The sequence below is a fragment of the Methylobacterium sp. NFXW15 genome (genome assembly GCF_049887755.1).
Lineage (GTDB): Bacteria > Pseudomonadota > Alphaproteobacteria > Rhizobiales > Beijerinckiaceae > Methylobacterium.
Window position 1 is genome coordinate 1 of sequence record NZ_JAGEKG010000020.1, and the last position, 16,344, is coordinate 16,344.

General features: G+C 66.5%; 15 protein-coding genes. 10 read left to right on the top strand and 5 right to left on the bottom strand.

Going from position 1 to position 16,344, the window contains the following annotated elements:
- The first annotated feature begins 313 nt into the window (after positions 1-313).
- The gene (locus tag J4O73_RS23850; RefSeq protein ID WP_426221462.1) at positions 314-658 is read left to right on the top strand and encodes a hypothetical protein; all 345 of its coding nucleotides are present in this window, start codon (positions 314-316) and stop codon (positions 656-658) included.
- 16 nt (positions 659-674) lie between these two features.
- Here the strand turns inward: J4O73_RS23850 and J4O73_RS23855 are convergent, their stop codons facing one another.
- On the bottom strand, positions 675-1,916 hold the full coding sequence (locus J4O73_RS23855) for an FAD-dependent monooxygenase (protein ID WP_426221464.1): 1,242 nt from the start codon (positions 1,914-1,916) through the stop codon (positions 675-677).
- Positions 1,917-2,010: 94 nt separating this feature from the next.
- Positions 2,011-2,895: an alpha/beta fold hydrolase gene (locus J4O73_RS23860; RefSeq protein WP_426221466.1), complete on the bottom strand. Its 885-nt coding sequence runs from the start codon at positions 2,893-2,895 to the stop codon at positions 2,011-2,013.
- Positions 2,896-3,013: 118 nt separating this feature from the next.
- On the opposite strand from J4O73_RS23860, the gene recG reads away from it, so the two are divergent.
- Together recG and J4O73_RS23870 are read left to right on the top strand one after the other, a co-directional pair.
- A complete protein-coding gene (gene recG, locus J4O73_RS23865) occupies positions 3,014-5,146 on the top strand; it encodes an ATP-dependent DNA helicase RecG (RefSeq protein WP_426221468.1) in 2,133 nt (710 codons plus the stop codon).
- Positions 5,147-5,416: 270 nt separating this feature from the next.
- Positions 5,417-5,737 carry a hypothetical protein gene (locus tag J4O73_RS23870; RefSeq protein WP_426221470.1) on the top strand — a complete coding sequence of 107 codons (321 nt, stop codon included), beginning with the start codon at positions 5,417-5,419 and terminating at the stop codon, positions 5,735-5,737.
- A 70-nt stretch (positions 5,738-5,807) separates the two neighbouring features.
- Here J4O73_RS23870 and J4O73_RS23875 read toward each other — a convergent pair whose 3' ends face one another.
- The gene (locus J4O73_RS23875) at positions 5,808-6,620 is read right to left on the bottom strand and encodes a DUF502 domain-containing protein (protein ID WP_426221472.1); all 813 of its coding nucleotides are present in this window, start codon (positions 6,618-6,620) and stop codon (positions 5,808-5,810) included.
- Between the two features lie 377 nt (positions 6,621-6,997).
- On the opposite strand from J4O73_RS23875, the gene J4O73_RS23880 reads away from it, so the two are divergent.
- Positions 6,998-9,145, top strand: a complete 2,148-nt coding sequence (locus tag J4O73_RS23880; RefSeq protein ID WP_426221474.1) for a TonB-dependent siderophore receptor — start codon at positions 6,998-7,000, stop codon at positions 9,143-9,145.
- Positions 9,146-9,152: 7 nt separating this feature from the next.
- Here J4O73_RS23880 and J4O73_RS23885 read toward each other — a convergent pair whose 3' ends face one another.
- Positions 9,153-10,313 (bottom strand): PepSY-associated TM helix domain-containing protein, encoded by a 1,161-nt coding sequence (locus tag J4O73_RS23885; RefSeq protein WP_426221475.1) that lies wholly within the window; start codon positions 10,311-10,313, stop codon positions 9,153-9,155.
- A 602-nt stretch (positions 10,314-10,915) separates the two neighbouring features.
- Here J4O73_RS23885 and J4O73_RS23890 point away from each other — a divergent pair.
- On the top strand, positions 10,916-11,182 hold the full coding sequence (locus tag J4O73_RS23890) for a GCG_CRPN prefix-to-repeats domain-containing protein (protein WP_426221477.1): 267 nt from the start codon (positions 10,916-10,918) through the stop codon (positions 11,180-11,182).
- A gap of 84 nt (positions 11,183-11,266) precedes the next feature.
- Here J4O73_RS23890 and J4O73_RS23895 read toward each other — a convergent pair whose 3' ends face one another.
- The gene (locus J4O73_RS23895) at positions 11,267-11,815 is read right to left on the bottom strand and encodes a YgjV family protein (RefSeq protein ID WP_426221479.1); all 549 of its coding nucleotides are present in this window, start codon (positions 11,813-11,815) and stop codon (positions 11,267-11,269) included.
- A 355-nt stretch (positions 11,816-12,170) separates the two neighbouring features.
- Here J4O73_RS23895 and J4O73_RS23900 point away from each other — a divergent pair, with 355 nt between their 5' ends.
- The 5 genes from J4O73_RS23900 (at position 12,171) to J4O73_RS23920 (ending at position 15,966) form a co-directional block, all read left to right on the top strand.
- Entirely contained in the window at positions 12,171-13,910 is a 1,740-nt protein-coding gene (locus J4O73_RS23900; protein WP_426221481.1) for a putative bifunctional diguanylate cyclase/phosphodiesterase, read from the top strand.
- Positions 13,907-14,731, top strand: a complete 825-nt coding sequence (locus J4O73_RS23905) for a BLUF domain-containing protein (protein WP_426221483.1) — start codon at positions 13,907-13,909, stop codon at positions 14,729-14,731. The genes J4O73_RS23900 and J4O73_RS23905 overlap by 4 nt, the downstream gene beginning before the upstream one ends.
- A gap of 60 nt (positions 14,732-14,791) precedes the next feature.
- Positions 14,792-14,983 carry a DUF3606 domain-containing protein gene (locus J4O73_RS23910; protein ID WP_426221484.1) on the top strand — a complete coding sequence of 64 codons (192 nt, stop codon included), beginning with the start codon at positions 14,792-14,794 and terminating at the stop codon, positions 14,981-14,983.
- A gap of 261 nt (positions 14,984-15,244) precedes the next feature.
- Positions 15,245-15,511, top strand: a complete 267-nt coding sequence (locus tag J4O73_RS23915; RefSeq protein ID WP_426221486.1) for a hypothetical protein — start codon at positions 15,245-15,247, stop codon at positions 15,509-15,511.
- A 269-nt stretch (positions 15,512-15,780) separates the two neighbouring features.
- Positions 15,781-15,966 (top strand): hypothetical protein, encoded by a 186-nt coding sequence (locus J4O73_RS23920; protein WP_426221488.1) that lies wholly within the window; start codon positions 15,781-15,783, stop codon positions 15,964-15,966.
- Positions 15,967-16,344 lie beyond the last annotated feature (378 nt).

The window sequence follows — 16,344 nt, forward strand, 5'->3', positions numbered from 1 at the left end:
CCGCCAGCGCCAGAGGTGTTCGTGCCAGCTATAGCCGCTAGGCCGGCTGCACCGGCCAAGCTCGCCGTGGTCCAGCGACCAACCCTGCACTAACTTTGACCTTGGACCACCTCGTGGGGGCCGATCATCTTGAGCGTCATTCCTGCTACCTGAACGATCCCTCCAAACCGGTTCATGCCCCGCTCAGCTTGCGCCATTCACCCTTCGTGCAGAGTACGATCGGTGGATCCAACAGGCTTCTCGTGGGTTTGGCTTAGGTTTCCGGGCGCGGCTATCTTTTCAGTCCGCGGGCAATGGGGTATCGCTCTAGCTTATGGTTGCGCTGCAGCAAGTCCTCGTAGTGGACGACGGCGTAAGAGCCGTGGACCGCTCTCTCTCTGGCGAACTCGCCGGGCTGGGTTATGCCAGCGTCACTGCCTCGCTCGAGGCCGCGGACGATGTGCTAGCCGTGATCGCTCCTCCCGCCGCCGTGCTGGTTCAGGCGTCCACACGCCGTGATCCGAGCTATGCGCGCCGGGCGGCCCGCCTCCGTGCGCTGATGCGCGAACGCGGCATCCCCGTGATCCTGATCGGTGAGAACGGCGAGACCCGCTCGGGCGCGCCTGTCGATCTCGCGACGCGCCTCGGCGCCTGCGTCGCCGCGCGTCCTTCCTTCTGAGTCGCGGCGGCTCGGCTCAAGCCGAGGCCGCGCGGCGTTCGGCCCGCATCAGTTCGGGCGCCCCGAACCGGGGCAGCACTCCCTCTCTCATCACCATACGCCGCAGCGGCCCGAGATTGGCCATGGCGAGCAGACCGAGGCCGCGCGCGAGATCGAGCGGTAGAAGGTCCGTGAGCAGCGAGCGATTCAGGACGTCGACGGCGGCCGTGCGCGCCGCCGCATCGATTCGCCGCCCGTTGGCGTAGCCCGAGAGCACCGCCCGGCTTCCCGGATCGCGTCCGTCCCGATGCGCTCGCACCACCACATCCCTGAGGGAGGCGGCGTCGCGCAATCCGAGATTGAGCCCCTGCGCGCCGATGGGCGGGAAGACATGCGCGGCCTCGCCGATGAGGGCGAGGCGCGGGGCGGCTGGCGTTGCGACCAGTAGCCCCCGCATCGGCACCAGACCGCGCGGCCCATCGATGCGCATGGCGCCCAGCATCCCTCGCGCCTGCCTTTCCACGGCCTCGGCAAGGCCTGGATCGTCCAGCGCGGCGAGGCGCTCGGCCGGCGCCTTGCCATTCACCCAGACGAGACTGGAGCGGTGGCCGCCGGGCATCGGGACCAGGGTGAAGGGACCGGACCGGGTGTGGAACTCGGTCGATACGTCCTCATGCGGCTTGGCGTGGGCCAGGATCGTGGTGATCGCCGATTGGGGATAAGTCCACTCCCTGACCTTCACGCCGCTGGCTTGCCGCAAGGGCGAACGGTTTCCATCCGCGCCCACAACGAGCCTCGCCTCGACGATGCCGCCATCCGCCAGGCCGATGCGGCTGACCTCCTCGCCCGGCTCGGTTCCGGCGGCGTCGCTCTCGATCAGGGTCAGGTTGGTTTGCTGGCGGGCGCAGCGGCGGAGCGCCGCCACGAGATGCGCACTCTCCACGTTCCAGCCGAAGGCCTCGAGGCCGATCTCGGACGAATGAAACCGGGCGGGCGGCGGGCGGAACAGGCTTCCCGTGTCGTCGATGATTTGGAGGGTGCAGAGCGGGCTCGCCTTGGCGCCCACCTCGTCCCAGGCTCCCAGCGCCTTCAGGAAGCGCACGGAGCCGTCGAGCAAGGCCACGGTGCGCCCATCCGCCACCGGAGCGTGACGGCCGACCAGGGCCGTCGGAACACCCGCCTGCGCGCTGGCCAGGGCTGCGGCGAGCCCAGCGGCGCCAGCGCCCACCACGGCGACTTCGTAACGCGAACCCGTTATCTGCGCCGACACGCCCTGCACGATGTCCCGTCTCCGTTTCGTGCCCTCACGGCACGGCGTCTATCTGTCCCCCTCCCCGGCCGCTGCCAAGGGTGTGCGACGGAAGGGCAGACCCTCAAGCCAGGAAGCGGTCCAGCTCGGCCAGCACCTCGTCCGGCCGTTCCTCCTGCAGGGTGTGGCCGCAATCGAGGGCGCGCCCGGTGACGTCGTGTGCCTTCTCGCGCCACGTGGCGAGCACGTCGTAGGTCTTGCCCACGGTACCCTTCGTGCCCCAGAGGGCGAGGAGCGGCACCGCGATGCGCCTGTCCGCATCGGCGGCATCGTGGTCGAGGTCGATCCCGGCGGAGGCACGGTAATCCTCGCAGATCGCGTGGCGGCAGGCCGGATCCGCGTAACACCGCAGATATTCCGCGTAGAGATCCGGCGGGGTCGAGCCTGGCGTCTTCGATTGGTTCTCGATGTGGTGGCGCAGGAAATAGTCCGGATCGGCGCCGATAAGACGCTCGGGCAGAGGCGCGGGCTGGATGAAGAAGAACCACCAGAAATAGCGTGTGGCGAAATCCTTGTCCGTGCGCGCGTACATCGTCGCCGTGGGGGCGATGTCGAACAGGGCGATCTTCTCCACGGCCCCGCCGTGATCGAGGGCGAGCCTATGCGCCACCCGTCCGCCCCGGTCGTGCCCGATGACGGCGAATCGTTCGTGGCCGAGGGCGCGCATCACCGCGACGGCATCGGCGGCCATGGCGCGTTTGGAGTAGGCTTCGTGGCGCTCGCCTCCTTCGGGCTTCGAGGAATCGCCGTAACCGCGCAGATCCATCGCGACGACACTGCGATGCTCCGCAAGGCGGGGACCGACGTGAAGCCAGGTCGAGAGCGTCTGCGGATGGCCGTGAAGCAGCAGGATCGGCGGGCCGGAGCCGCCGGAGCGAGCATGGATCGTGACCCCTGGGGCGGTGTCGATGCGGTGGCGGGCGAAGCCCGGCAGGAAGTCGGCGGCCACGGGACCTCGCGAGCGAAAGACTCCCTGTAGCCGACGCAGACGGCTGCGTCGCCGTCATGAGTGGCCGAGGCAGGAAGGCTCCGGTAAGCCGCGCGGGTCTAGGGTGGCGCCGATAGCGATGACCGATACAAGCCTGCGCCCGAGCCTCCTCGATCCGCTCTTCGCCCCGGCCCGGACCCTCCCGGGCGTCGGACCGAAGGTCGCGCCGCTCATCGAGAAGCTGCTCGGCACGCCCGAGCGTGAAGCGCGCATCGTGGACCTGCTGTTCCACCTGCCCCAGGGGGGCGTCTCGCGCCGTCTCGTGGGTTCGGTGGCCGAGGCGCCCGTGGGCGAGCCGGTGACGATCGGCGTGACGGTGGTGGCCCACCGGCCGCCGACCGTGGGCGCCGGCCGCCGCCCGCATCGCGTCGTGACGGAGGATGCAACGGGCGAGGTCACCCTCGTCTTCTTCGGCATGCCGCGCGCCCGCATCGAGAAGATGCTGCCACTGGGCGCCCACCGTTATGTGTCGGGCAAGATCGATGTGTGGGAGGGCATGCGCCAGATGGTGCATCCCTCGCGTATCATGGACGAGGCCGGGCTTGCGGATCTGCCCGCCGTGGAGCCCGTCTACGGAGCGACCGAGGGTCTGACCTCGCGGGCGATCAACAAGCTGGCGGTGGCGGCCCTCGATAAACTCGCACCCCTGCCGGAATGGCAGGATCCGGCGTGGCTCGCCAAGAACCGGTACCCCACCTTCGCAGACGCCTTGCGCACGGAGCATAGGCCCGACGACGTGCCGCCCCGCCCGTCGGATCCACTCCAGCCCGCACCGGGAACGCCTTCGCGACGGCGTCTGGCCTATGACGAATTGCTCGCCTCGCAGCTCGCCCTCGCGCTCACCCGCGCCCGCGCGCGGCGCAAGGCAGGCCGCGTGAATGCGGGCGCCGGGGATCTCGTCGCGCGCCTGACCGAAGGCCTGCCCTTCGGGCTCACGGGCGCCCAGGCCAGGGCGGTGCGCGAGATCCGCGCCGACCTCGCGGCTCCGCGCCGGATGCTGCGCCTGCTTCAGGGCGATGTCGGCTCGGGCAAGACGGCCGTGGCGCTCCTGGCCATGGCCTCGGCGGTGGAAGCCGGGCGTCAGGCCGTGCTGATGGCGCCGACCGAGATCCTCGCCCGCCAGCATTTCGAGCGCCTCGCGCCGCTTGCCGGTGCCTTGCGCCTGCGGTTGATGACCGGTCGCGACAGGGCTGCCGAGCGCCGGGCGACGTTGGCGGATCTCGCTGCGGGCGAGATCGACATCCTCGTCGGCACCCATGCCGTCTTCCAGGAAGCGGTGACGTTCCACGATCTCGGCCTCGCCGTGGTGGACGAGCAGCATCGTTTCGGCGTCCACCAGCGCCTCGCGCTCGGCGCCAAGGGCGAGGCCGTGGACTTCCTCGTGATGACGGCGACGCCGATCCCGCGCACCCTGGCCCTGACCTTCTTCGGCGACATGGATGTCTCGATCCTCGACGAGAAGCCTGCGGGCCGCCAGCCGATCCGCACCGTCACTCTGTCGACCGAGCGGCTGGACGAGGTGGTGGCGGGGCTCGGCCGGGCGATGGCCCAGGGCGAGCGCGTCTATTGGATCTGTCCCCTGGTCGAGGAATCCGAGTTCGTCGACCTCGCGGCGGCGGCCGAGCGGTTCGAAGACCTGAAGCAGCATTTCGGCGACTGGGTCGGGCTGATCCACGGCAAGATGCCGGGCCCGGAGAAGGACGCGGCCATGGCCCGCTTCGCCGCGGGCGAGACGACGCTGCTGGTCTCGACCACCGTCGTCGAGGTCGGCGTCGATGTCCCGGAGGCCACGATCATGGTGGTGGAGCATGCCGAGCGCTTCGGCCTTGCCCAGCTTCACCAGTTGCGCGGGCGGGTCGGGCGCGGGGCCAAGGCCTCGTCTTGCCTGCTGCTCTATCGTGGCCCGCTCGGTCAGGTGTCGCGAGCACGCCTCGAGATGATGCGCGAGACCGAGGATGGCTTCCGGATCGCCGAGGCCGACCTGAAGCTTCGCGGCGAGGGCGAGGTACTGGGCACCCGGCAATCGGGGCTTGCCGCGTTCCGGCTCGCCCGGATCGAGGGCGACGGCGACTTGCTCGAAACCGCTCGCGACGATGCGCGGCTGATCGTGGAGCGCGACCCCAAGCTGGAGAGCCCGAGAGGACAGGCCCTGCGCGTCCTGCTCTACCTGTTCGAGCGCGAAGCGGCGATCCACTTGATCGGCGCTGGCTGAACGGGTTCGTTCAGAAAAGGGTGGGTTCGTTCAGGAAACCGACAGGCGCGAGAAAACTTGTAAAATTTGCAGGAGACTAGGCACTGCGCCGCAGGTTTGGAGAAACCCTAACGTTTGCAATGGGTTATAAGAACAGAAATTTGGCTGGAAACGGCTCTGGGCAGGCTGGTCCTACCCTGAGACCTTGCATCCGACACAATCGTCCCTTAACTGCAGATGAACGAATGGCCCGGTACGCCGGGTTGTCACGGACGAATCTGGAGGACGGACATGTCGAACGGACTGTTCCAGCACCTGCCGGGCTCCAACGAGATGGCCTGCCACTTCGCGCTCCCTAATGAGCCGTGGCTGATGCCCATCTCGGATCGGGAGACCAGCGCGAACCGGACTGCGGAAGAACTGCAGGCTGCCGTGAAGCGGGCCTCTCGCCCCTTCTGGATTGCCGCCAATGGCCTCGTTGTTGCCCTGGGCCTCGCTCTGACGGTGCAGGCCAGCACCGGTTGGATGGCTCCCGCCCAGCGCGCGACCGTCTCGGTCGCTCAGGCGACGCCGCCGACCATCGCGCCTCAGCAGGCTTCGCTGCAGCGCTGATCGCACACCAGCGATCGTTGAGATCGAAAAGGGCCGCCTCGTCATCCGACGGGGCGGCCCTTTTCGATGTTCAGGCATCCTCCGGCGCGGTCTGCCGGGTGGGCGACGGGGTGCCGGGGCCGTGGGTCGCCCGAAGGGTCGCGGCCATGGCGTTGAGCCGGGCCTGGGGATCCTCGGGCTGGATCACCCCCGCCGACATGACGAGCTTGGCCGCGTCGTCCACGCTGATCGGCACTTCCACAACCTCCGAGCGCGGCAGGTAGAAGAAGAAGCCCGTGGTCGGGTTGGGCGCGCAGGGCAGGAACACACCCACGAGGTCGCCCTTCGTCGTGCCCGGTGATGCGCCTGTCGTCGCTCCCCTGGCCTGGAGTGCGTTCTCCACCTCCGGCGCGGCGGGGGCCGAGAGGAACACCACCGACCACGTTCCCTTCACCGGGAATTCCACCAGCCCGACGGTGCGGAAGGACGTGCCGTTGGCCGAGAACAGCGTCTCGAAGATCTGCCGCAGGCCCTTGTACAGGCCGGAGATGACCGGCGTGCGGGCGAGCAGCACCTCGCCGAATTCGATGACCGACCGTCCGACGAGGTTTGCGGTCAGGAAGCCCAGCATCGTCACCGCCAGGAAAGCGATGACGAGACCGATTCCGGGGATCGAGAACGGCAGGTAATGGTCGGGCAGATAGCTCGCCGGGATCAGCGGCTTCACGAAGGAATCGATCAGGGCGATGATCCACCACGTGATGTAGGCGGTGATGGCCAGGGGCCCCGCCACGATCACGCCGGTGAGGAAGTAGGTGCGCAATCGTCCGCGGGCGCTTACGCGCCGCTTGGGCGCATTCGGATCGATATCCGGGGACGGGATCGGCGGAAGACTCGACGCCACGACTGCCCTCTCGGCCGCAGGCTGCCGGGAATGCCGGCCCCGGGGAGGCATTGGACCCGGTAACGATACCTCTGGCGGACAGGTAGCGGTTGAGCCTTCCACGCTCAAGGGCCGACCCCCGCGACCGGAGCGTCGTTCGCGACACATCGTGCGCAATCTTGTTGGACGGTCTCCGTGCTGTTTTCTCGTGGTGGGCGACGTCAGGAAAGATCCCGCTCCCTAGAATTAATCTAATTCGTCCTGTTGTCTTTGTGGAACAGGCACAATCAATGCGGGGAAACCCAGAAGCAAAAATGGATACTCGGTTGATCTGACAAGCTTGGCCGTCAAAGACACGAATGGCGCGAGTGTCGCGCTGCATCTTGTCTTGGAGAGCCATGTCGACCCGTTTCCCGCGCCGTTCCCCGTTGCGGACCCGGCTCTCTCTCGGCCTCGCCATGGCGGCGGGATTTGGTCCGGCGCAGGCGCAGCCGACGAGCAGCGAAGTGACCCTCGATGAGTTGAGCGTCGTCGGTCAGGGCGGAGCGGGGCAGGAGCGGGCCTTCGGGCCGGTCGTGGGCTACCGCGCGACGCGCTCGGCCACCTCGACCAAGACCGACACGGCGTTGCGCGATTCGCCACAGACCATCAACGTCGTGCCACGGCAGGTGATCGGTGACCAGCAGGACCTACGACTCACGGATGCCGTGACGAATGTCAGCAACGTCATCCCCGGCAGCACCGTCCAGGGACGTTCGCAGAATTACATCATCCGCGGCTTCAGCACGCAGATCTTCGCCGTCGATGGCGTGCTCATCAATCCGGCCTTCGCCTTCTACCCCGTCGAACGGGATCTCGCGAATGCCGAGCGTGTCGAGGTCATCAAGGGCCCTGCCTCGGTCCTCTACGGGCGTGGCGATCCTGGGGGCGTCGTCAACATCGTCACCCGTCGGCCGACTTTGGAGCCCTCGGGCGAGATGACCGTGCTCGGCAGCAATTTCGGCCTCCGGCGGGTGCAGGGCACGGTGTCGAGCGCACTCTTCGGCTCTGATACGCTCGCTGGACGGATCAGCTTCGCCGCGCAGGAAGATCCGACCTTCCGCAACATCGGCGACAACACCAACTCGCGCTACTTCGTGGCGCCCGCCTTCAGTTGGACGCCCACCCCCGACACGCGGGTCTACTGGAATTCGGAATTCTCCAGCCAGTACAGCCAGTACGATGAGGGGTTGATCGCCTTTCGCGGCCGTGTGCCGCTCGACAACATCAAGCGGTATTACGGCGAGCCCTGGTCGCGCTATTACGGCGAGTTCAATTCCAGCACGCTGCGCGTAGAGCACGACGTGAACGAGAACCTGATGCTGCGCCAGATCGTGAGCGCGCAATGGGGGCAGTTCAACGTCTTCGCGTCTCGCGCGACGGGGGTGAACGCAGCGGGCACCAGCGTGCAGCGGCGTGAGGCGACGGTCGACTCGATCTTCTCGGCCATCGATACCCAGACCGAGGCCGTGCTCAAGTTCGATACGCTGGGCCTGTCCCACACGGCCCTGTTCGGCTTCGAATACGCGAACGGCTTCCGCCACCCCTACTCGCAGCAGGGGACCTTGCCCTCCGTGAGCTTCCTGAACCCGGTCTTTGGCGCGCGGCCGGTGGCGGTCAGCCTCCAACAGGATCTGAAGCAGAAGGTCGAGCTGTTCGGCTTTTACCTACAGGATCAGATCGTCCTCACCCCGCAGCTCCAGCTGGTCGTCGGCGCGCGGTTCGATCTGGGCACGCAATTCTACTTCAACCGCCAACCGAACACCCGGACGATCCCTCCGGAGCAGGATCTGTTCGGCGCCTCGCCTCGCGTCGGCCTGATCTATCGGCCGGTCGAGCCGCTGACCTTCTACGCCAGCTACGCAACCTCCTTCCTGCCGCAGACGGCCAATGTGCTGAACGTCGTCAGCCCGCCGCCGGAAACCGGCGAGCAGATGGAGATCGGGACCCGCATCGACATCCTGCCGACCCTCACCCTGTCGGGGTCGGCCTTCCGGATCACGCGCAACAACGTCGCCGTCTCCGATCCCGTGAACACCGGCTTCTCGATCATCACCGGCGAGCAGCAATCGCAGGGCTTCGAGGCGGATCTCGCGGGCGAGATCCTGCCCGGCTGGAACGTGATCGGCGGGGTGGGCTTCCTCGATGCGAAGGTCACGCGGGACGTCACGCCAATCGTCGGCAACCGTCTGGCGGGCGTGCCGCGCTTCAGCGCGAATGTGTGGACGACCTACGAATTCCACGAGGGCGCGCTACGGGGCCTCGGGCTCGGCGCTGGTGTGACCTATGTCGGAAACCGCTTTGGCGATGTCACCAACAGCTACTCCGTCGGCGCCTACGCCCGCGTCGATGCCGCCGCGTGGTACGATTTCGACGAGCGGTGGCGGCTTTCGGTCAATCTGCGCAATCTGACGAACGCCCGCTACATCGAGCAGCCGTTCAATCAGTTCAACAATACGCCGGGCGCGCCGTTCACCGTGCTCGCCGCCATTCGCGTGAGGATGTGAGGCCGGGTCACTCGGCGGCCACGGGGGTCAAGCCCTTGCGCATCCCGCGCCGGGCCGCTGCCCGCCGACGCAGGACGTAGAGCGCGATCCCCGTCGCCGCGAAGCCCGGCATGGCCACGGATGCGAGGCAGAACAGGATGGCGACGCCCTCGCCGAAGAACCGCCCGCGATGAACTTCCAGCATGTTGAAGGCGGCGCGCTGGCCGAGGGATTGATCGGCCGCGCGTTCGGTGGAGATCAGTGTGCCGGTGGCGGCCTCGTATCTCGCCTCGTTGCGGGCGGCGGGGCGGTCGTCGTCGCGTAAGAACCACCGGATGCGCACAGGCTGGCGTGTTGTCTCCGGCAGGAGGATCTGCATCCGGTTCGCCCCACGCCCTTCGCCCTCGCGGAAGGCGGTCCAGACGGCGTCGAGATCCGGCTTCGCCTCGGGGGAGGCTTCGGGGCGCTTCATCGTGCGCATCGGCTTGGCAGGCTTCGCAGCGCCAAGGGCGGCGTTCACGATGTCCTTGAACCCGTCATACGACCACGTCAGGCCCGACACGGCGATGATGAGATAGACCGGAAGCAGCCACGTCCCCGCCACGGCATGCAGGGACCACCACCGCGCCCGGCCCGGCCGCGACAGGTTGGGGCGCAGCCAGATCCGCAGGCGATGGATCTGCGGCCAGCGCAGCACGAGCCCGCTGGCGAGGAAGACGATCAGCGCGATGGCGCAGATGCCCGTGATCTGCCGTCCCCAGCCCTTCGAATCTCCTGGAATGAGCAGGAAACGGTGCAGGCCGAGCACCGTGTTGAACAATGCCTCGCCGCGCATCGGGCCAAGCACCGTGCCATCGTAGGGATCGGCGTAGACGGAATCCGGCCGGACCTTGGTGTTCGCATCGCGGTCGAAGCGCACGGCGACGCTGGCCGTCGGCTCGTCCTTGATTGTCAGCCGGGCCACTCTGAGGCCGGGATTCTGCTCCTCGATCCGCTTCGTCAGAGCCGACAGGGCGAGCGGCGGCGTTTCGCGCGCGGACACCACCAGCCGGTCGCCATTCGCCCAATCGGTCAGAGCCTCCTGATAGCTGAGCAGGGCTCCGGTCGCCCCCATCACGGCCAGGACGAGCCCCGCGGTGAGGCCGAGCGCCCAGTGCAGGCGGAACAGGATCGCGCGGGGACTCGGCATGATGGGGCTCCGGTGCCACCCACCGGGCGGCAGCGTTTGGGACCGGCTCCGTCGGGCCGATCAACGGGGGAGTAAGTGAAGGAGCGGAGCCGATCAAGCGTGTGTGGCAAGCATTGCCCGCAACGGATCGAGTGATGAAGTCTTGTTTTGAAATGATCTAAGGTGAGAGATCCCTCAAATATCAGCTGAATTGCTGCCGACACTATGAGAGCCGTCTTCGGCCACGTGGCTCACGTGTCTCCGTCTTTGCGAGCGCAGCGAAGCCATCCAGGGCCGCGGGACGCTTCAGAACGGTGCGCCTCCCTGGATTGCTTCGCTACGCTCGCAAAGACGGCCGGGACTCCAGCAACGGGGGCGGCTCAACCGAGTGGGATACGGCTCTAGGTCCCTCCACCGGGGAACTTAGGAGACGTCTCCTTCCCCGGTGGATGGCGGCGCCGGCAAGCTTACACCTGGGTCTCAAGCGCGTGATCGAAGTCATGGAGGTGAAGGAAACCGGCTGCCGCAGCTTGAAACAAAATGATACAGAGCCAACAAGGTAGCGTTGCAACCGTCATCCAGCATCCGGTGTTTATAGGCACCTACGAAGGAGGATGACTTCTATGCGAATGAAGTTGATCGGCGCTGCCCTTCTGGCGGTTGGTACTGTCGCTGCTACGGCCGGTACTGCGGAAGCACGTGACGGATGTGGTCTGGGCTTCCATCGCAACTTCTATGGGTATTGCCGCCCCAACGGCTTCTATCGGCCGATCGTCGTGCGCCCGGTCTACGGCTATGGCTGGCGCCGTCACTGGGGCTGGCACCGCCCGGTGGCCTATGGCGGCTGGCACCGCCACTGGGGTTGGCATCATGGCTGGCGCCGCTGGTAAGATCCGTCATGACCTGAGGGTCCGTCAGGTCGGTTGCGCCGTCTCCCTGAGAGGCGGCGCCGCCGGCCTTTTTCGCGTGTTCTGTCAGGCCATGGCCGATCGGCGACTTTTGCCCCTGCGCAGGGCCAGGAACAGGCCCGCCAGGGTGACGAAATCGCAGGCCAGGGCGAAGGGCGATGCCACGAGGATGTTGTGGCCCGCCCAGGCCAGGGAGGCGCCGACGAAGTTCCAGCGCATGGCCTCGGCGTCGGCTTGAAATCGTGCACGGATGGCGCAAAGCGCGCCGATCCCCGCGAAGGCCGAGGGCCAGCCCGACCATGTGGCCGCTGTCAGGATGAGAACCGTCATCGCGCTTGCGGCGAAGAAGGGCCCGAACCAGGCAGGTCGCCGGGCGGCCCCTCCGAACCGGGCCGAAGCAAGGCTTTGAAGCACGGAGAGCGCACACATCGCCGCTCCGGTCGAAGCTCCGAGGCGCAGATAATCGAGCCCGAAGCAGGTCGCGCACGCGGCCGAGACATAGAGGATCCGCTCCCGCCCCGTCATGGCGCCAGAGGCAAAGCCGAGGCATAGGCCAAGCGCGCCCAAGACGTCGATCTGACCGGCGACGGCGATCGTAGACTCGAAGACTGTCATAGTGAGGATCAATGCTGCACAGCGGCGGTGTCGAAGCTTCACGACACCATGGGCCGGGCGCTAAGGCTGGATGGTAACCGGTTTCTTAACGTCAGTTTCGCGGCTCGGACGGCGTGGCGCGCCGGGCACAGTGCGAATGCGCCGGCCGCCGTTGTTTGCGGAGGGGATGAAGTCGCGCAGAACGCGAAGATGTGCTGACGAGATTCACATACAATTGTACTCGCGCTTTTCGGGCGAAATTCTCACGCTTTCTTTTTGTCTTACCGCACCGCAGTCACGAATTGGTGACGCCTGTACGCGTTCATGGTGGAACGCGGCCCGTAGAGACGGGGCGCCCCGCGAAAACCGTTCCGCAATGCCCGCATCGCCGTCGCCACTCGCTGCCGCCGAAAACCCCTACGAGGCTGATCGCGCCTTCGGGCTCACCGCCTATTTTGATGGGCTGGACCAAGGCGTCGTCGCCATCGACGAGCGGGGCCGCGTCGTCGTCGAGACCGCCCCGGCGCGGGCGATCCTCGGCGGGCTAGGCTGCCCCGCAACCCTCGGAAATCCTGCGCGCCCTCTGCTGCGCGTCTTCGCGAAGGCCGTTGGCACCGCCACCGGCACAGGTTGGCGCGACGTGTTCTGGATGTTGCGTCACATCCGCAACGAGGGAAGCACGGCGATCCGTGAGATTACGGTGGGAGACAGGATCCTCTGGGTGCGGATCCGCCCGATGCCGGAAGGCTGGACCGTTGCGTTAGAGGATGTCACCACCACCCGCGCGCACGAAAAGAATTCGGCCGAGCTGGCGCGGCTCGATCCGCTGACCGGTCTCGCGAACCGGCTGATGCTCCGCGAGCGTCTCGGGGAATCCCTCGACCGGCTGGCCCGCTACGGCGAGCCCTGCGCGGTGCTCCTCATCGATCTCGATCGATTCAAGCCGATCAACGACACGCTGGGCCATGCGGTCGGCGACGCCCTTCTGGAAAAGGTGGCCGATCGGTTGCGCTCGGCCGTCCGCAGCATCGACACGGTCGCGCGGATCGGCGGCGACGAGTTCGTGGTGATCCAGGCTGGTGCCGGTCGGATGGAGGACGTGACCGTCCTGGCCCGGCGGCTCGTGGACCTCGTCGGGCGCACCTACATCATCGATGGTCAGTTGCTCACCATCGGCGCGAGCCTCGGTGCGGCCCTGGCGCCCAAGGACGGCACCGAGGCCGAGCGGCTGCTCAAGCATGCCGACCTCGCGCTCTATCGCGCCAAGCTCGACGGTCGTGGCACGTTTCGCTTCTTCGAGCCGGAGATGGACGTGCGGATGCAGACCCGCCGCCGCCTGGAACTCGACATGCGGCAGGCCCTCGCCCGGCGCGAATTCGTGCTCCACTACCAGCCGCAATTGAACCTCGCGAACCAGAGCCTCACCGGCTGCGAGGCGTTGCTCCGCTGGAAGCATCCCGAGCGCGGGACCATACCTCCGGCCGAGTTCATCCCGCTGGCCGAAGAGGTCGGCCTCATCGTGCCGATCGGCGAATGGGTGGTGCGGCAAGCCTGCCGCGACGCCGCCCTTTGGCCCTCGTCAATCACGGTGGCGGTGAACGTCTCGCCCGCGCAGTTCAAGAGTGGTCGGCTCGTGGAGATGATCGTCTCGGCGCTCGGCGCCTCCGGTCTGCCCGCAAGCCGCCTCGAACTCGAGATCACGGAGGGCGTCCTGTTGCAGAACAACGAGCGTACGCTCGAAACCCTCCACCGCCTGCGCACCCTCGGCGTGCGCGTCTCCATGGACGATTTCGGCACGGGATATTCGTCGCTAAGCTACCTGCGCAGCTTCCCCTTCGACAAGATCAAGATCGACCGCTCCTTCGTGAAAGATCTCGCCACCGCGCCGGATGGCGATGCGATCATCCGCGCCATTGCGGGGCTCGGCCGCAGCCTCGGCATGACAACGGTGGCGGAAGGCGTCGAGACCGAGGAGCAGATGCGCCGCATCCGCGCCGAGGGCTGCACCGACGTTCAGGGCTACCTGATCAGTCGTCCGGTGCCGCTCGAAGAGCTCATGCGTCTGTTGCCGCAGACACCTCAAGACCGCCTTTCCATCCTGGGGGCAGCCCGATGAGCGATCTCTACCGACTGGTCTATGCCAGCAGGAACCTCCTCGGCGCGAGCGAGACCGACACGCGCGCGGCCGTGGAACGTATTCTGGAGGCGTCCCGCCGCAACAATGCCCGTGCCGGAGTGACGGGCGCGCTGATGTTCAACGATGGCGCCTTCGCGCAGGTGCTGGAAGGGCCGCAGAAGGGAGTCGAGGATACGTTCGAACGCATCCAGCGCGATCTGCGCCACAGCGACGTCACGGTGCTGGAGTGTCGGCCTGTCACCCAGCGGAGTTTTGCGGAATGGTCGATGGCCTTCGTCGGCCGCTCGCCCGGCGGGCAGGCTGAATGGAGCCGCCTCGCCGACGAGAGCGGGTTCGATCTGCGCCGCCTCGACGGTGATCAGGTCTTCGCCATGCTGCACAACCTCGTTTTGGAGGAGGAGGGCATGGCCGCGTCCTCGCCGGGACCTTTGCTGGAGTCGCTGCCACGCACGCTGGATGCCGAGCGCCTTCGCAAGGAGATCGCGCCCCTCATCCCCTCGCAAGCGGCCCGACCTGTGCCGGAGGCGGAGACGCCCCTCCCCTCCCATGAAACGGTCACCATCGCGATCCTCAAGGCAGCCTTGGCCGAGGAGCGCGATCGCATTTCCGCCCTGCGCGCCGAGCTCGACATGCTGCGCATCGCCGTGGCGGAATCCACCGGTCGGCTCGATCGCCTGCGCGAGCAGCGCGATTTCTGGTGTTATCGCTCACGGCTGTTGGCCATGGCCTTCTTCGAGGAGGCTGCCGATGCCGGTGCGACTGCGACGGGCTTCGAGGCATCGAATTCCGCCGTGGCCTGAGGGGGGGGCGGCCCTCAGAACCAATTCGTCGCCGACGGATTGCCTCTCAGAGAGGATCCGATGACCGATATGTCTCAAGAGCCGACGCGTGTGAACGTCGAGGAGCCGAGCGCCGCCGCGTACTGGGCGCGCCGGTTCCAGGTGCCCGTGGAGAAGGTCATCGCCGCCGTGCAGGATGTGGGCGACGATCCCGCGGCCGTCGCCGGGAAGCTGGGCCTGCCGTGGCCCTACGAGGCTAGCGGAATCGTCTAGAGCGCATCCCGACGAAGGGGATACCGGCTCGTCGCAAGAATGCGCGTCACAACAAAGAGCGAGAGCCGCCGACCCGATGCCATCAGGTCGGAGACGGCTCACCGGCCGAGCCCCGCCCGGTCCCGCCGACACACCTTGCTGTACCCCTCCCCCAGGAGAGCGGCGTGGGTCTTTACAGTGGAAGGCGGCAAGGTGGGTGCAACGAATGGTTAAGGATTGGCTCCCTAGGCTTCCCTCAATCGAGTGAGGGACCCGCGCAGCATGTCCAACAAGCACTTCGTTCAGGCGCCCTCGCGTCCGAAGGCCTTCCTCCGGATGGGCAGCTATGACGTGCCGTGCTCGGTCCTCTCGTCCGACGAAAACGCTGTTCGCGTGCGTGTCATGACGGCTGGCGGACACTTTGGCGAAGTGACCTTCGTCCGCGACGGTGATGTCCGGTCCGCTCGCATCACGCTCCGTAAACAAGGCCCGCTTGGCCTCGACCTTTGGCTGGAGCTGGAGCCGATTGAGGCCGTAAGAGCCGCGTAAGACCTCTTCGTCTCAAGCGTGGATGCCGCCCTGGTCTCCGAAGAGGTATGCGGCGCGCGCCGGGTCGATCTTGTGTGGCGGGCGGGCTGCCGTGAGGCCAGAAGAGTGGGCCGCCGGACAACTGGGGCAAGGCGGACGAACTGTCAGACCCTGAGCTAAGAAATCCGACTGGATAAGTCGGCCACTTCGTCATTTCCGCACGCCAGAAGGAACTTTTAACGCCTAAAAGACATGTGCCGGATCGGCTAAAAACAATTGGGAGAGCGAGGATGGCAAACGGCGTGCGTCACGGGTTCCGGATTGGCATTCGCCCCGATCCCAAGGACGGTAAGCGCTACCTTTGGACTTTGAACGGCACGAGCAAGCTGTTCCGCGAAGAGTCCTCGTCGTCTTATAGTTCGATCGAGGAAGCTATTGCTGAAGCCGAAGCCCGAGCCGACCAACTCGTCCGGTAAGTCACGTTCCCCTTCCCGATATAGCCCGCCCGGCCGACGCCGCGGCGGGCATTTTCGTTTGAATATGATCGACGCGAAGGTAGCGAAGCCGCGGACGCCCTGAAACGGCTCAAGTTCACGATGCTGCTGCCAGGTATTTGCGATATTCGGACACAATATTCACGTGATTGTTTGGATATGGCTGCAACTGCCCGGCAGAAATTTGCTCTTCGAGCTTGTCCAATGACTCGCTGACTTGCCTTACGTCAGCGCTAGAGCGTTTTCGGTCTGAGCTGAGTCGGTCGTGCGGGGTTCACTTGGCGGTATGAGGCTGATTCATTGCGCGCTCCAGATGAGGAGCGAGGCATGGGCCGACCCTACAGCCAGGACCTACGCGAA

Excerpts from the sequence above, each read along its gene's own strand:
- J4O73_RS23850 (WP_426221462.1), top strand. The coding sequence starts at position 314 with ATGGTTGCGCTGCAGCAAGTCCTCGTAGTGGACGACGGCGTAAGAGCC.
- recG (WP_426221468.1), top strand. The coding sequence starts at position 3,014 with ATGACCGATACAAGCCTGCGCCCGAGCCTCCTCGATCCGCTCTTCGCC.
- J4O73_RS23870 (WP_426221470.1), top strand. The coding sequence starts at position 5,417 with ATGTCGAACGGACTGTTCCAGCACCTGCCGGGCTCCAACGAGATGGCC.
- J4O73_RS23880 (WP_426221474.1), top strand. The coding sequence starts at position 6,998 with ATGTCGACCCGTTTCCCGCGCCGTTCCCCGTTGCGGACCCGGCTCTCT.
- J4O73_RS23885 (WP_426221475.1), bottom strand. The coding sequence starts at position 10,313 with ATGCCGAGTCCCCGCGCGATCCTGTTCCGCCTGCACTGGGCGCTCGGC.
- J4O73_RS23890 (WP_426221477.1), top strand. The coding sequence starts at position 10,916 with ATGCGAATGAAGTTGATCGGCGCTGCCCTTCTGGCGGTTGGTACTGTC.
- J4O73_RS23895 (WP_426221479.1), bottom strand. The coding sequence starts at position 11,815 with ATGACAGTCTTCGAGTCTACGATCGCCGTCGCCGGTCAGATCGACGTC.
- J4O73_RS23900 (WP_426221481.1), top strand. The coding sequence starts at position 12,171 with ATGCCCGCATCGCCGTCGCCACTCGCTGCCGCCGAAAACCCCTACGAG.
- J4O73_RS23905 (WP_426221483.1), top strand. The coding sequence starts at position 13,907 with ATGAGCGATCTCTACCGACTGGTCTATGCCAGCAGGAACCTCCTCGGC.
- J4O73_RS23910 (WP_426221484.1), top strand. The coding sequence starts at position 14,792 with ATGACCGATATGTCTCAAGAGCCGACGCGTGTGAACGTCGAGGAGCCG.
- J4O73_RS23915 (WP_426221486.1), top strand. The coding sequence starts at position 15,245 with ATGTCCAACAAGCACTTCGTTCAGGCGCCCTCGCGTCCGAAGGCCTTC.
- J4O73_RS23920 (WP_426221488.1), top strand. The coding sequence starts at position 15,781 with ATGGCAAACGGCGTGCGTCACGGGTTCCGGATTGGCATTCGCCCCGAT.